10 protein-coding genes are annotated in these 13,951 nt (G+C 71.3%); 5 read left to right on the forward strand and 5 right to left on the reverse strand.

Annotation, left to right across the window (positions count from 1 at the left end; all coding sequences use genetic code 11):
* Positions 1–7 precede the first annotated feature (7 nt).
* Positions 8–994, reverse strand: coding sequence for a carbohydrate kinase family protein (locus DVK44_RS06700; protein WP_114658802.1), 987 nt, complete (start codon positions 992–994; stop codon positions 8–10).
* Positions 995–1,216: 222 nt separating this feature from the next.
* On the opposite strand from DVK44_RS06700, the gene DVK44_RS06705 reads away from it, so the two are divergent.
* A complete protein-coding gene (locus DVK44_RS06705; RefSeq protein WP_228447016.1) occupies positions 1,217–2,860 on the forward strand; it encodes a hypothetical protein in 1,644 nt (547 codons plus the stop codon).
* Positions 2,861–2,952: 92 nt separating this feature from the next.
* On the opposite strand, the gene DVK44_RS06710 is transcribed toward DVK44_RS06705, so the two are convergent.
* Positions 2,953–3,309: a HesB/IscA family protein gene (locus DVK44_RS06710; RefSeq protein WP_023542295.1), complete on the reverse strand. Its 357-nt coding sequence runs from the start codon at positions 3,307–3,309 to the stop codon at positions 2,953–2,955.
* Positions 3,310–3,574: 265 nt separating this feature from the next.
* On the opposite strand from DVK44_RS06710, the gene nadA reads away from it, so the two are divergent.
* On the forward strand, positions 3,575–4,759 hold the full coding sequence (gene nadA / locus DVK44_RS06715; protein WP_114658803.1) for a quinolinate synthase NadA: 1,185 nt from the start codon (positions 3,575–3,577) through the stop codon (positions 4,757–4,759).
* Positions 4,760–4,842: 83 nt separating this feature from the next.
* Here nadA and DVK44_RS06720 read toward each other — a convergent pair whose 3' ends face one another.
* Positions 4,843–8,346 (reverse strand): S8 family serine peptidase, encoded by a 3,504-nt coding sequence (locus DVK44_RS06720; protein WP_114658804.1) that lies wholly within the window; start codon positions 8,344–8,346, stop codon positions 4,843–4,845.
* 591 nt (positions 8,347–8,937) lie between these two features.
* Between DVK44_RS06720 and DVK44_RS06725 the strand changes: the two genes are divergently transcribed.
* Positions 8,938–9,618 (forward strand): phosphotransferase, encoded by a 681-nt coding sequence (locus DVK44_RS06725; protein WP_114658805.1) that lies wholly within the window; start codon positions 8,938–8,940, stop codon positions 9,616–9,618.
* 443 nt (positions 9,619–10,061) lie between these two features.
* Here the strand turns inward: DVK44_RS06725 and DVK44_RS06730 are convergent, their stop codons facing one another.
* Positions 10,062–11,282 carry a methyltransferase domain-containing protein gene (locus DVK44_RS06730; protein WP_114658806.1) on the reverse strand — a complete coding sequence of 407 codons (1,221 nt, stop codon included), beginning with the start codon at positions 11,280–11,282 and terminating at the stop codon, positions 10,062–10,064.
* Between the two features lie 109 nt (positions 11,283–11,391).
* Between DVK44_RS06730 and DVK44_RS06735 the strand changes: the two genes are divergently transcribed.
* Positions 11,392–12,573: an epoxide hydrolase family protein gene (locus DVK44_RS06735; protein WP_228447017.1), complete on the forward strand. Its 1,182-nt coding sequence runs from the start codon at positions 11,392–11,394 to the stop codon at positions 12,571–12,573.
* 5 nt (positions 12,574–12,578) lie between these two features.
* On the opposite strand, the gene DVK44_RS06740 is transcribed toward DVK44_RS06735, so the two are convergent.
* Entirely contained in the window at positions 12,579–13,229 is a 651-nt protein-coding gene (locus DVK44_RS06740) for a TetR/AcrR family transcriptional regulator (protein ID WP_114658807.1), read from the reverse strand.
* 127 nt (positions 13,230–13,356) lie between these two features.
* On the opposite strand from DVK44_RS06740, the gene DVK44_RS06745 reads away from it, so the two are divergent.
* Complete coding sequence (locus DVK44_RS06745) at positions 13,357–13,935, forward strand: cysteine hydrolase family protein (RefSeq protein ID WP_181957414.1); 579 nt, start codon at positions 13,357–13,359, stop codon at positions 13,933–13,935.
* Positions 13,936–13,951: the final 16 nt, after the last annotated feature.

The following is a 13,951-nucleotide window of genomic DNA, read 5'->3' on the forward strand; positions in this document are numbered from 1 at the left end:
GCCGGGGTCAGGCGGCCGTCTCGGGCAGGTGGCCCTGGACCTCGGCCGCCGCGTCGTGCCCGTACTGCTTGGTGAAGCGCTCCATGAAGTGGGTGCGGCGCAGGGTGTACTCCTGGGTGCCGACCGTCTCGATGACGAGGGTCGCCAGCATGCAGCCGACCTGGGCGGCGCGCTCCAGGCCGACGCCCCAGACGAGTCCGGAGAGGAAGCCCGCGCGGAACGCGTCGCCGACGCCGGTCGGGTCGGCCTTGGCGTTCTCCTCCGGGCAGCCGACGACGATCGGCTCCTCGCCGGCCCGCTCGACGCGGACGCCGTTCTTGCCGAGGGTGGTGACGCGGTGGCCGACCCGGGAGAGGATCTCGGCGTCGGTCCAGCCGGTCTTGGACTCGATGAGCCCCTTCTCGTACTCGTTGGAGAAGAGATACGTCGCGCCGTCGAGCAGGGTGCGGATCTCCTCGCCGTCCATGCGCGCGATCTGCTGGGAGAAGTCGGCGGCGAAGGGGATGTCCCGGCTGCGGCACTCCTCCGTGTGGCGGAGCATGCCCTCGGGGTCGTCCGCGCCGATCAGTACGAGGTCGAGCCCGCCGACGCGGTCCGCGACCTTCTTCAGCTCGATCTGGCGGGCCTCGCTCATGGCGCCCGCGTAGAAGGAGCCGATCTGGTTGTGGTCGGCGTCCGTCGTACAGACGAAGCGGGCCGTGTGCAGCACCTCGGAGATCCGGACGGACTGGGTGTCGACGCCGTGCCGGTCCAGCCAGGCGCGGTACTCGTCGAAGTCCTGACCGGCCGCGCCGACCAGCAGCGGCCGGGTGCCCAGCTGGCCCATGCCGAAGCAGATGTTGGCGCCGACACCGCCCCGGCGTACCTCTAGGTTGTCGACCAGGAAGGAGAGGGAGACCGTGTGCAGCTGATCGGCGACCAGCTGGTCGGCGAAACGGCCGGGAAAGGTCATCAGATGGTCGGTGGCGATGGAGCCGGTGACTGCGATTCGCACGGCGTGAACGCTCCTGGTGAGGAGAACGGTTGACAGTTCACGCTACCCGTTCGGGAACCGGGTCCCGTCTCCTTCCGTCAAACGGTTGTTCCCCCATAGGGGGGATACGGGAAACCGCGAGAACACGCAGGGTGCCGGATCGGTTACGCTCCGCGTTACCCATGGGGGCATACACGCCCCGGACACTCAATTGAGCATTGACACGCAGCCGAAGGAGCAGCGGTGACCAGCACCGAGCGGCCGAACGAGAGCCCAGCAGACGCCACGGGCGAGAGCGTGAGCGCCGCCGGCCGTTGGCGGCCCCGGCGGCCCCGGGTCGCGGTCGCCACGGTGGCGGCGGCCGTGCTGCTCGCCGGCGGCGGGGGCGCGTACTTCGCGACGAACGCCTTCGGCGGCGGCAGCAGTACGGACGGCGCCAAGGGCAGCGGGCCGGACAGCGGTACGGGTACGGACACGGAGGCAGGCCGTTCGGGCGGCAGCGGCAAGGGCGGGGACGGCGGACCGCCCCTGCTGACGCTCGACGACACGGTCGCCGCGTCGAAGGGCGCGCCCGGTGCGCCGGGCGCTCCGGCGTCGTCGGCCGGTTCGTCGGATCCCTCGGCGCCGAAGGGCATCGCGGTCGGCGAGCCGGACCCGGGCGGGGTCACGTACCGCGCCAAGGGCAAGCTGCCCGAGGGCCCGGACTCGGCGCGTGTCTACCGTACGAGCGGCGACATCACCTCGGCCGAGGTGGCGCGGCTGGCGAAGGCGCTGGGGCTGACGGGGACGCCGAAGGCGTCCGGGACGGTCTGGAAGGTCGGCCCGGACAAGGACGGTTCCGGCCCGGTGCTGAGCGTCGCGAAGCAGGCGCCGGGGACATGGACGTACGCGCAGACCGCGCGGTCGGGCAGCGACAACTGCCTGAAGGGCAAGGCGTGCCCGGAGGGCGGTGCGGGCGACAGCTCGGTCAGCAACGGGGGCGGGGGCGGCAGCGCGGGCTCCGCGGTGAGTGAGGCGGCGGCGAAGAAGGCGGCGGCGCCGGTGCTCAAGGCGCTCGGCCAGGCCGACGCGGACCTGGACGCCCGGCAGTTGATGGGCTCGACCCGGGTGGTGAACGCGGACCCGGTGATCGGCGGGCTGCCCACGTACGGCTGGTCGACGGGGCTCCAGGTCGGTACGGACGGCCAGGTCATCGGCGGCAGCGGGCAGTTGGCGGAGCCGGAGCAGAGCGACGCGTATCCGGTGATCGGCGCGGACGCGGCCCTCAAGGCGCTGAACAGGGCCGCCGAGGGCGCCGGTTCGGGCGGCCGGACGGGCGGCTGCGCGACGGCCGTACCGCTGGAGGGCTCCGAGTCCGCCCCGTCGACCGGTCGCGCGGATGCCCCCGCCGCGCTGTGCGGGCCCGCGAAGCCGCGGACGGCGCGGGCGGTGGAGATCGACAAGGCGGTCTTCGGGCTCGCGGTGCGGTCGGTGGAGGGCCGGGGCACGCTCGTACCGTCCTGGCTGTTCGAGGTGGCCCCGGGCGGCGACGCGCCCTCGTACACGGTCACGCACCCGGCGGTGGCGCCGGAGTTCCTGGCGCAGCCGGTGCCCGAACCGGTCACCTCCTCGGGCGCCTTCCGGTCGTACACCGTGAACAGCGCGGACGGGGACGGCCGGAAGCTGACGCTCCACTTCATGGGCGGGGTGTGCGCGCTCTACACGCCGCAGGCGGACGAGAGCGGTACGGCGGCGGTGAAGGTGAAGCTGATCGTGTCGCACCCGGACCCGGACCGGGTGTGCATCGCGATCGCGAAGGAGCAGTCCGTGACGGTCACGCTGGACAAGCCGCTGGGCAAGCGGCTGGTGGTGGACGCGGAGACGGGCGGGACGATCGCGCGCGGCTGAGTCGGGCCGGACTCCGAATCGAAGCGAGCCGAGCATGCGGAAGGCGGCGGTCCCGGGTGGGGCCGCCGCCTTCCGCGTGCTCAGCGTGTGATTTAGCTGAAGGAGTCGCCGCAGGCGCAGGAGCCCGACGCGTTCGGGTTGTCGATCGTGAAGCCCTGCTTCTCGATCGTGTCGACGAAGTCGATGGAGGCGCCGCCCAGGTACGGGGCGCTCATCCGGTCGGTGACGACCTTGACGCCGCCGAAGTCCTTCACGACATCGCCGTCGAGCGAGCGCTCGTCGAAGAAGAGCTGGTAGCGCAGGCCGGAGCAGCCGCCGGGCTGAACCGCGACCCGCAGCGCGAGGTCGTCCCGCCCTTCCTGGTCGAGCAGGGCCTTGACCTTGCCGGCGGCAGCGTCGGACAGGAGGATGCCGTCGCTCACGGTGGTGGTCTCGTCCGATACGGACATCTGCTTGTCTCCCGGGTTGTACGGACAGCTTGCGAACTGCTTACGGACACCTTGCCGACAGTGCAACCGGCGCGGGCGCGGTTTCATTCCGCGGCACCGGCACGTGTCATTTCCCTTTTCATGCTCGCACACCGGCTCGGCCTTCGGAATGCGTCACATCGACGCTATCGGCATCGTCAAAGTGACGTGAACCGGCTATGATAGATAGCGTCATTTAGACGAAAAGGCTGCGTCCTTCGTCCGTAGAGAAGAAAAGGTGCGTGCCGTGACCACCACCCAGACCGTGGACCTCGATGTCCAGCCGACCCCTCTCGCCCTGCTGCTCCTCGGCCGCGGGGCCGACCCGCGCAGCGAGCGCGGCGTGGAGTGCCCCGGCGACCTGCCCTCCCCGTCGGACCCGGATCTGGTGGCGCGCGCCCGCGCGGCGAAGGAGAAGCTCGGGGAGAAGGTCTTCGTCCTCGGCCACCACTACCAGCGCGACGAGGTCATCCAGTTCGCGGATGTCACGGGCGACTCCTTCAAGCTGGCGAAGGACGCGGCGGCCCGGCCGGCCGCCGAGTACATCGTGTTCTGCGGTGTCCACTTCATGGCCGAGTCGGCCGACATCCTGACCACCGATGACCAGAAGGTCGTCCTGCCGGATCTGGCCGCCGGCTGCTCCATGGCCGACATGGCCACGGCCGAGCAGGTCGCGGAGTGCTGGGACGTGCTGACCGAGGCCGGCATAGCCGACCGGGTGGTGCCCGTCTCGTACATGAACTCGTCCGCCGACATCAAGGCGTTCACCGGCAAGCACGGCGGCACGATCTGTACCTCCTCGAACGCCGAGCGCGCGCTGACCTGGGCCTTCGAGCAGGGCGAGCAGGTGCTCTTCCTGCCCGACCAGCACCTGGGGCGCAACACCGCGGTCCGTGACCTGGGGATGTCGCTCGACGACTGCGTCCTCTACAACCCGCACAAGCCGAACGGCGGTCTGACCGCGCAGCAGCTGCGCGACGCCAAGATGATCCTGTGGCGCGGCCACTGCTCGGTGCACGGCCGCTTCTCGGTGGAGTCGGTGCGTGAGGTACGGGAGCGGATCCCGGGCGTGAATGTACTGGTGCACCCGGAGTGCAAGCACGAGGTCGTGGCGGCGGCGGACTACGTCGGCTCGACGGAGTACATCATCAAGGCCCTGGAGGCGGCCCCGGCCGGCTCGAAGTGGGCGATCGGCACGGAGCTGAACCTCGTACAGCGCCTGGCAAATCGTTTCGCCCCGGAGGGCAAGGAGATCGTCTTCCTCGACCGGACGGTCTGCTTCTGCTCCACGATGAACCGCATCGACCTGCCGCACCTGGTGTGGACGCTGGAGTCGCTGGCGGAGGGGAACGAGATCAACGTCATCGAGGTCGACAAGGAGACGGCGGACTTCGCGCAGCTGGCGCTGGAGCGGATGCTGGCGCTGCCGTAGCGGTGACGCGGTGATGTGGGGTACGCCCCCGGAGTCCGGGCCAGTGGCCGGTGGCTCCGGGTGCGTACCCGTTCACGGTGTCTCTACTTCAGCAGGTACGCGTCCGTGATGGTCACCTCGTAGCCGTTGCCCTCGGTGTCCGTCAGCGCGCCCTTGAGCGAGACCGACGTGGCCGACGCCGGGTGCTTCAGCGTGACCGTACGCTCGCCGTCCTTGGTGGTGACCGGGGCCTTCACCCAGGTCTTGCCACCGTCGTAGGACGCCTCGACCTCAAGGGATGCGACGCCCACGCCGGCCGCGTAGCCGTCGACGGCCAGCGGAACCGTCAGCTTCGCGCCCGCGGCGGCCTCGCTGGCCAGGTTCAGCTTCGGCGCGAAGGTCAGGGTGGAGAGCGGCAGATCCACCTGCTTGTCCCCGGGCGACGCGGACCGGAATGTCCAGGCGGCCTGGACCCGGGTGCTGACCCCGGCGATGTCGGTGCCGCGCGACGACTCGGTGCGCAGCGTGTACGCGGCGGACGCGGCGGGCAGACCCGTGGCGAAGGCGCACTCGGGGTTGTCCCCCTCGTACACCGTCTTGTCGTCCGCCGTCATCACGGTGCTGTTCTCGGCCCCCCGGGTGTATCCGGGACGGCCCTCGTGGTCGGAGTAGACCGGAGCGCAGATCAGCGCGAGGTCCGCGACCCGTGCCGCGACTCCCTCCCGCATGGTCGGGCTGAAGACCCCCACGTTGAGCGTGATCCCGTACGACTTCCCCGCCTTGTACGTCCGCTGTGCCGCGGGATCGAAGAGCACCTCGTTCGAACCGATGTACTCCTCGTCGGCGGGGACCTGTCCGGCGCCGAAGCTCCACCGGTAGCCGGGCGGGGTGGTGACGTACTGCTTCGAGCTGACGGGAAGCGGGAACAGGGCGACGGTCAGGGAGCCGATGCCCATGACGTGGTTGGACCACATCGGGTGGACCGCGCCGACCTTGTTCTTCGCCGAGACCCCCATGTCCGCGGTGATCACGGCGAGTTCGCTCCGCTTGGCCTGGTGCGTGAGGCCGTCGAACATACGGCCGTCACGGGTGTAGAGCAGGGTGTACTGATCCGTGCCCGCCCGCCGGGTGGCGCTGACCTGCGCCTGGAACTCCTTGTTCACGCTGTCGCCGACCGAGGCCGCCGAGAGCCCGGCCAGCGAGTCCGTCATGATCCGGCCGAACTCGCCGCCGCCGCTCTCCCGTTCGCGGTACCAGGCGACCGTACCGCCGCCTTCCTCGGTGGCCTTCGGGGCGGTGATGGCGAACGGCTTGGCGTCCCGCGCGTCGAAGACGACCCGGGTGTCACCGGTGACGGCGAGGCGCTGCTGCACGAGCTGCGCGGCCCGCATCCCGCCGCTGTTCCCCGGGGTGAAGACCGGGGCGTCCACCAGATACTCGCCCTTGGGGACCCGGACCTCGATCCGGCCGGTCTCGGTCCACTGCTGGTAGTGGCCCGGGGTGCCGAGGCTGATGAACGTGGGCATCGCCTGGGCCGGCGCGCCGTTCTCGTCGATCAGGTCCATCGTGACGTCGTAGGACTCCTCTTCGCGGATGACGCCGAAGGCGGTCCGCACGCTCTGGCCGCTCGTGGCGGCCTTCGCGCCCGAGGTGGCCTCCGCGCCTTCGGTGGCCGTCGCGCCCGAGGTGGCCTCCGCGCCTTCGGTGGCCGTCGCGCCCGAGGTGGCCGTCGCCACCACCGCGCCGGAGAAGTCGCCGTACCCGTCGGCGGCCCGGGTGTTCGCGGTCAGCGCGACGCGCGCGGTGGCGCCGGGCTGGACGGTGATCCGCTCGGCGCCGACCGTGAACATCCCGTCCGGCGCGGGCTTGCCGTCCGGCCCGAGCGCCTCCGGCCGCAGATCGAGGGTGACCGCCTCGGTGCCGTCGTTGCGGTAGGTGATGCTCTTCGTCACCGGGTCGGAACCGGCCGGCGACCAGCGCTGCAACCCGAAGTCGACCGACGTCTGTTCGGTCACGACCGTCTGCGCGAGGGCCTTCGCCACATCCGCCCGGCCGTTGCCCTGCTGGTAGGCCCGCAGCCCGGGGTTGCCGACGGCGGAGGAGGTGAGCGCCTGCTTGATCCGCTCACCGCTCCAGTCCGGGTGCCGCTGCGCGACGATGGCCGCCGCGCCCGCGACATGCGGCGCCGCCATTGACGTACCGCTCATGGAGAGATAGCCGTCCGATGCCGGGGTGCCGATGGCCGCGTGGGCGGCCCTGGCCGCGACGATGTCCACGCCGGGCGCGGTGATGTCCGGCTTCAGGGCGTTGACGGCGGTCGGGCCGGTGCTGGAGAAACCGGCGATGCTGTCGTCACGGTCCACCGCGCCGACCGTGAGCGCGGCGGGCGCGCTGCCGGGCGACCCGATGGTCCTGGCGCCGGGCCCGTCGTTGCCCGCCGAGACGACGAACAGGATGCCGCTGCTCGCGGAGAGCGACTCGACCGCCTCTTCCAGCGGGTCGGTCTCCGGGGTGTCGTACGAGCCCAGGCTCATGTTCGCCACCTTGGCGCCCCGGTCGGCCGCCCACTGCATGGCGGCGAGGATGCCCGAGTCGCTGGCGTACCCGTCGGAGTCGAAGACCTTGGCGTCGAGGATCTTCGCCCCTGGCGCGACGCCCTTGTAGACGCCGCTGGCCTTGGCGCCACTGGCCCTGGCGCCGCTGCCCGCGATGGTGGAGGCGACGTGGGTGCCGTGCCCGATGTAGTCGACGACGTCGCCCTCGTCGGAGAAGTCCTTCTCCTCGATCTCGGCGCCCGCCAGGTCCGGGTGGGTCTCGTCCACCCCGGTGTCGATGACCGCGACCTTCACACCGTCGCCGTCGTAACCGGCCTCCCAGGCCGCGGGCGCGCCGATCTGGGCCGTACTCCTGTCCAGGTTCACCTGGCGGCGGCCGTCCAGCCATACGCGGCTGATGCCGGGGGCGGCGGCGCGGAACTGCGCGGTGTCGGGCTGTGTCGTCTCTGCGGTGAGCGCGTCCCACACCTCCGAGGCGTCGTCCTTCGGTACGGAGACGGCTTCGCCGTTCAGCGCGGGGAGGTTGCGCTCCACCGTCGCCCCGGCCTCCACGACGTCCGACTTCGCCGCGGCCTTCAACTTCGCCCGCGCGGCGCCCTTGGGGTGGGCGACGATCAGCGGCAGCTTCTCGCGGGCGGCGTCGTCGAGGCCGTCCTCGATCAGCCGGGTCACATCGAACAGGCGCCGGTCGACCGTGCCGTTGCCGACCAGCCGCACGGCGTCGGCGGGGATCACGTACGTACGGTCGCCAAGGCTCCGCACCGACACGGGGATGTGCTCACGGCCCGCGCCGGGCCGTACGGAGGTCACCCGCCCCTTCGCGTCCACGTCGACGCGGTCACCGGTGATCAGGGTGACGGTGGCCTTGCGCGAGCCGGACATCTGACCGGCCTCGCCCGCCTTTCCCGCACCGGCCCCCTGCTGCCCTAAGCCGCGGACACCATCGGGCGGCGCGGCAACGGCTCCGGTCACCGTTCCAGCGGCGAGCGCCACCGCGACGGCGATAACACTCGCGCGGTATCCGCCCGCGCGGTATCCAGTGGGTCTGCGCATCAAAGCTGCACCAGCCTTCTCGTTGGGTGTGGGACGAAGGCTGATGCGGGAATGTGATCATCACTGGCCCAGCCGGTCACGGTTGGATAACGCGGCGGTGGCGGGCGTTGTGCGGAGTGGGGCCGCCCCTCCTGGTGTGAGTGTCGCGTCTCCAGGTCAGGAGTAAAGGGCGCTCCTTCGTCGCGTCGGCTGCGCCGATTCCGCTTCGCTGCACCCTTGACACCTGCCCCGGAGTCGCAAGTGCGGCTTATCGGGAGGGGCGGCCGGGTGGGAGGGGGTTGCCCGGGGGGTGCGCCGCTCTTCTGGCCGGTTCAGGGTCCGGCGGGCCGGTGGGCCCTGCGGGGCGACGCGGCAGAGGAGTGGGGGCGACTCGGCCCCGGCTCAGCGGCAGACCGTCCGTCGCTGGTTGCGACTCATGACCCGCTGGGCGCCGTGGGGTGGGAGGAGGGGCTGGTGGGACTCGTGTGGCGGCAAGTGGGGCGCTGAAGGCCGCCCATGCGTCCGGGAGTGCCGCTAACGCACCTGAGGACACATGTGCCTTAACAGGCAACCCTGTTGGCAGGTAACGGGCGCCAAGACAGACTGCTCGGCATGGAGTTGATCGCACGGGGGCGGGACGCTGATGTGTTTGCTCTGGATGCGTCCAGGGTGCTGCGACGGTATCGGCACGAGGGGCGGCCAACGCATCTGGAATCGCGCTTGATGACTCACCTGACTGCGTGCGGGTATCCGGTGCCGAAGGTGTACGAGGTCACCGATACCGACATGGTTCTTGAGCGGCTGACCGGACCGACGCTGCTGGAACTGCTGGCCCAGCGCCCGTGGCGGGTGCGTGACCTCGGTCGCGTGCTGGGTGGCCTCCACGATCGACTTCATGAGGTGCCGGCACCGGCGTGGCTGCCCAAGCGGTTCGGCACCGCAGATGATGACCGGGTGCTGCACTTGGACTTGCATCCGGGCAACATCATTCTGACCGGGCGCGGCCCGGTGGTGATCGACTGGAGCAATGCGGGCGCCGGTGATCCCGCTGCCGATGTGGCGATGACCATGGTGACCGTCGGCAGCGCAGATGTCCCCGGGCTCGCCGCGCGTCTGGGGCGGGGCCTGCTGCTACGAGCCATCCGGGGCGGCTGCGGGACGGATCCCACCCCACGGGTTCAGGAGGCGATCGACGTCAAGCTGGCCGACCCGTATCTCACCACCACAGAGGCGGCATGGCTGCGGAACCGTGCCGCCGACACGGACACGGACGGTCGCCGAGTCCGGCGCTGACGCGATGGCTTGCCCCGGAGGCTTGGCGGCAGCACATGTGTCCTGAGGTGCATAAGACGCCCTCCTCAACGCAAAGCCTCCCTTCGGGAGCCCACTTGCCGCCACACGAGTCCCACCAGTCCCTCCCCCACCCCACGGCGACCAGCGGGGCATGAGTCGCGACCAACAGCAGACGGTCGGCCGCTGAGCCGGTGTCGGGCCGCCCCACTCCTCTGCCGCGTGCCCCGCAGGGCCCACCGGGCCGCCGGCCCCTGAGCCGAGTGGCAGGACAGCGGGCCCCCCGGGCAACCCCCTCCCACCCGGCCGCCCCTCCCGCACCTGCACTTGCGGCTCCGTGTCAGGTGTCAAGGGTGGGCGCAGCCCATCGCGCAGCGACGCGACGAAGGAGCGCCCTTTACACCTGACACGGAGACGCGACACTCACACCAGGAGGGGCGGCCCCATCACCCCGCAATCCCCGCCACCGACCCACCCCACTCGGCTTCGCACTGACCCGAGGCGGCTGTCCAGCGGGGGCCGGTGTCCTTGTCGCCGGTCCAGATGAACTGCTGGTCAGGGGTGCGGGTCATGCCGAAGTCGTAGAGGCTCGGCTCCCCGGCGGTCAGCCATTTCTCCATCGTCCGGCTGGTCTCATCGGCCAGGCGACGGGGGCCGCCCTGGCACGCCACGGCCGGGTCTCCCGCCCGCGCGTCGAGGGTGGCCCACGACGCACGGCCGTCGTGCAGCCAGGCGCTCACACCGTCGTCGTACGCCCGCGTGGTGATCCGGACGTCAGGGAGCACGACGCGCAGGGCGAACAGCAGGCTCACCTCGTCGTGCAGGCGTCGCAGGGGTTGCTGGAAAGGGCCCGCCGTCCCGGCCGGGACGGTGCCACGAATCCGGTCCCAGGGCAGGCCCTGGCCGGTGCCGCGACTCGGCATGAACGTCGCCAGTCCCTGCATCCAGCCGCTGGCCGAACGGCCATCGTCCGCCACCGTGAGCGCCACATGCCCGAGCCGGCCCCAGGGAGTGACGATCCGGCCGCCGGGCCGGGTCTGCTCCACCCATGCCCACGGCACCTCGTCGACCGCGTACGTCGCGATAAGGCGGTCGAACGGCGCGCTCTCGGCCCAGCCGTGGGCGCCGTCGCCGGTGACCACGTTCACCTCTGCCCCTGCCGCGCCAAGACGCGCTCGCGCCGCCTCCGCGAGCCCGGGGTCGACCTCCACGCTGGTGACCCGCCCGGGACCGGCCCGGGCCGCCAGCAGAGCGGCGTTCCAGCCGGCCCCGGTGCCCAGTTCCAGTACGCGGTGGCCCGGCTCGGGCATCAGCGAGTCGAGCATGTCCACCACGACGGCCTGACAGGACAGGCTGGAGGTGGCCAGCCCGTCCGTGACCTGTGTGACCGTGGCCTCGTCCGGCTGCGGATAGACGAGTTCGGCCCAGCGTCCGGGATCCGCCGTACGGTCCACCGGAACATAGGTGGAGCCGTCCCAGACCCATACCCGGTCCGGGGCGAAGAGGTGCCTCGGCAGATCCTCAACTGCCCTGCGAACCCATGGCGAGTCGGCCGGCCAACCGCGCTCAGCTTCCAGGGCGCGATCGAGCCGGTGCCGGAGTTCGGGGTTTCCGGGCGGCGGCTTCGCCTCGCCCACATCCGGTTCCGGCTTGCGATGATCACCCATGGGGAAATCCCTTCCCTCAACCGACAGATCGGACAGAGCGGTTCAAGAGTGCCGCATCGCCGTCCGGCGTGTGAGCCGCCTCCGCCCCAACAGAATCTGCGAGCATCCCGTGACCCACCGGACCTACGCGGCGCCCGCCGCGTCATCCCCGCCCCTGATCGCCGTCAGCGACGCCGAGCTGAGCGAGCTGCGCTCCCGGCTGCTCGCCACCCGGTGGCCGGCGCCCTGGCCCTCCGGCGGACGGGGCGCCGGGGAGTGGGACGCCGGCACCGACCCCGGTGAGCTGCGTCGTCTCGTAGACCGCTGGGCCTCCGGCTACGACTGGCGCGCCCAGGAGGCCGCCATCAACGCGCTCCCGTCCCGCTTCGCGGACATCGACGGAACGCCCGTCCACTACCTGCGTTTCGACGGGGAACACCCCGGCGCCCTGCCCATCGTCCTGACCAACGGGTGGCCCAGCTCCTTCCTCGAACTGACGGCCCTCGCCGACCGGTTGGCCACACCGTCGCGGTACGGGGGTGACGCCGTCGACGCGTTCACCGTCATCGTCCCCTCGCTGCCCGGGTTCGCCTTCTCGCCTCAGCGGCCCTCGCTCTCGGAGCCGCCCCAGACCCACGAGATCTGGCACCGGCTCATGCGCGACGAACTCGGTTTCGCGCGCTACGCGGCCCACGGCGGCGACCTCGGCGCCGGGATCACCTCGCGGCTGGCCGAGGCCCACCCCGAGGCCCTGGTGGGCATCCACCTGATGGCGGTCGCCCAGCCGGTCGCGTACGACGCCGCCGGTGTGACGCCCGAGGAGCGGGCGTACCTCGATTCCGTGGCGGCGTGGTCGGCCGAGGAGGGCGGATACATGCACGAACAGAGCACCCGTCCGCTGACGTTGAGCTACGGGCTGGCCGACTCACCGACCGGGCTGCTCGCCTGGATCGTCGAGAAGTACCGGGCGTGGAGCGACTGCGGGGGCGATCTGTCGTCGCGCTTCAGCGACGACTTCCTTCTGACGCAGGCGTCGCTCTACTGGTTCACCGGGACCATCTCGACCTCGTTCCGGCCGTACTACGAGTACGGCCGGGGGCTGACCCGGCGGGTGGAGCGCGTGACCGTGCCCACGGCCGTGGCCCTGTTCCCGGCCGATCTCACGCAGCCGCCCCGCAGTTGGGCCGAGCGTACGTACAACGTCACGCGGTACACGCGGATGGCGCGCGGCGGGCACTTCGCCGCGCACGAGGAGCCCGCGCTGCTGGCCGGCGACCTCACCGCGTTCTTCCGTACCCTGCGCGAGCGATGAGCCGATCAGGGCTGGGACGGGGGCGGGGGCTGGGGCGGCAGTAGCGCGTTCACGATGTCCTGGAGTGGGGCGAGCAGGTCGTCGGGGGTCGCGTCGCGCAGGGGCTGGAGGCCGACGGAGGAGCGTACGACGGCGACGCCGACGCCCAGCGCGACCAGGAGCTGAGCCCTCAGCAGGCGTTCGGTGTCCTCCTCCCCCGCCGGGCCGGCCGGAGACGAGGACGCCTCCCGTACGCGACGGCTGAAGTCCTCCAGCGCCCGTCTGCGCAGGGCGTCGGTCTGCTCGTCGCCGGAGGGGCGCAGCAGCATCAGGACCGGGTGCTCGCCGAACTCGGGCCAGGCGTCGGCCGACAGCTGGCGGCTGAGCGCGCCCGCGAGGGCCTCGCGGCCCTCGGGGAAGTCGCCCTCCCGCCCCAGGAACCGGGGCGTGGAGGTCAGCGCCGCCTTGAACAGGCCCTCTTTCGAGTCGAAGTACCGCTTGATGAGCGCCAGGTTGACCCCGACGTCGCCCGCGACGTCCCGGAGTGTCGTGCGCTCGTACCCGAGGCGGATGAAGCGGCTGTGCGCGGCTTCCAGGAGCGCCTGGCGGGTCGCCGCCGCGTCCCGTCGCCGGGGTGCCCCGGTCTCGTCCCCCTCGCGGGTCTCTCCCGTTGCCACGCCGACCCCTAAGTAATCACTCGTTGACTTAGCTCTGAAGCACGGTTACGTTACCAAGCAACAAGTAATCAACTGTTGACTTGTTCTTCTCGCGGTACGGCCGTACCGCCGTACGGAAGGAATGACCGTGGCCCAGCACGCTCTCCTCGTCATGGATGTCCAGCGCGCCGTCGTCGACCGCTACCCCGATCCCGCCTACCTCCCGCGCCTGCGCGAGGCCGTCGACGCCGCGCGGGCGGGCGGTGTTCCCGTGATCCACGCCGTCGTCGGGTTCCGCCCCGGGTATCCGGAGGTCAGCGCCCGCAACCGGATGTTCGGCGGCCTCCTGCGCGCCGGGGCCCCGGCCGGTGCCGACGCCACCGCCACCGCCGCCGCCGAACGGGCCACCGCGATCCATCCCGACATCGCGCCCGAACCCGGCGAGACCGTCGTCACCAAGCGCCGCGTCAGCGCCTTCGCCGGGAGCGATCTGGACATGGTGCTGCGGGCGGGCGGGATCGACCACCTCGTCCTCACCGGTATCGCCACGAGCGGTGTTGTGCTGTCGACCCTGCGCCAGGCGGCGGACCTCGACTTCGGTCTCACCGTCCTGTCCGACGGCTGCCTCGACGCCGACCCGGAGGTGCACCGGGTGCTGACGGAGAAGGTGTTCCCGCAGCAGGCGGAGGTCACCACCGTGGCCGACTGGGCGGCGAAGATACGCTGACGGGCCGTCCTGCCCC

The sequence above is a fragment of the Streptomyces paludis genome (genome assembly GCF_003344965.1).
Taxonomy (GTDB): domain Bacteria; phylum Actinomycetota; class Actinomycetes; order Streptomycetales; family Streptomycetaceae; genus Streptomyces; species Streptomyces paludis.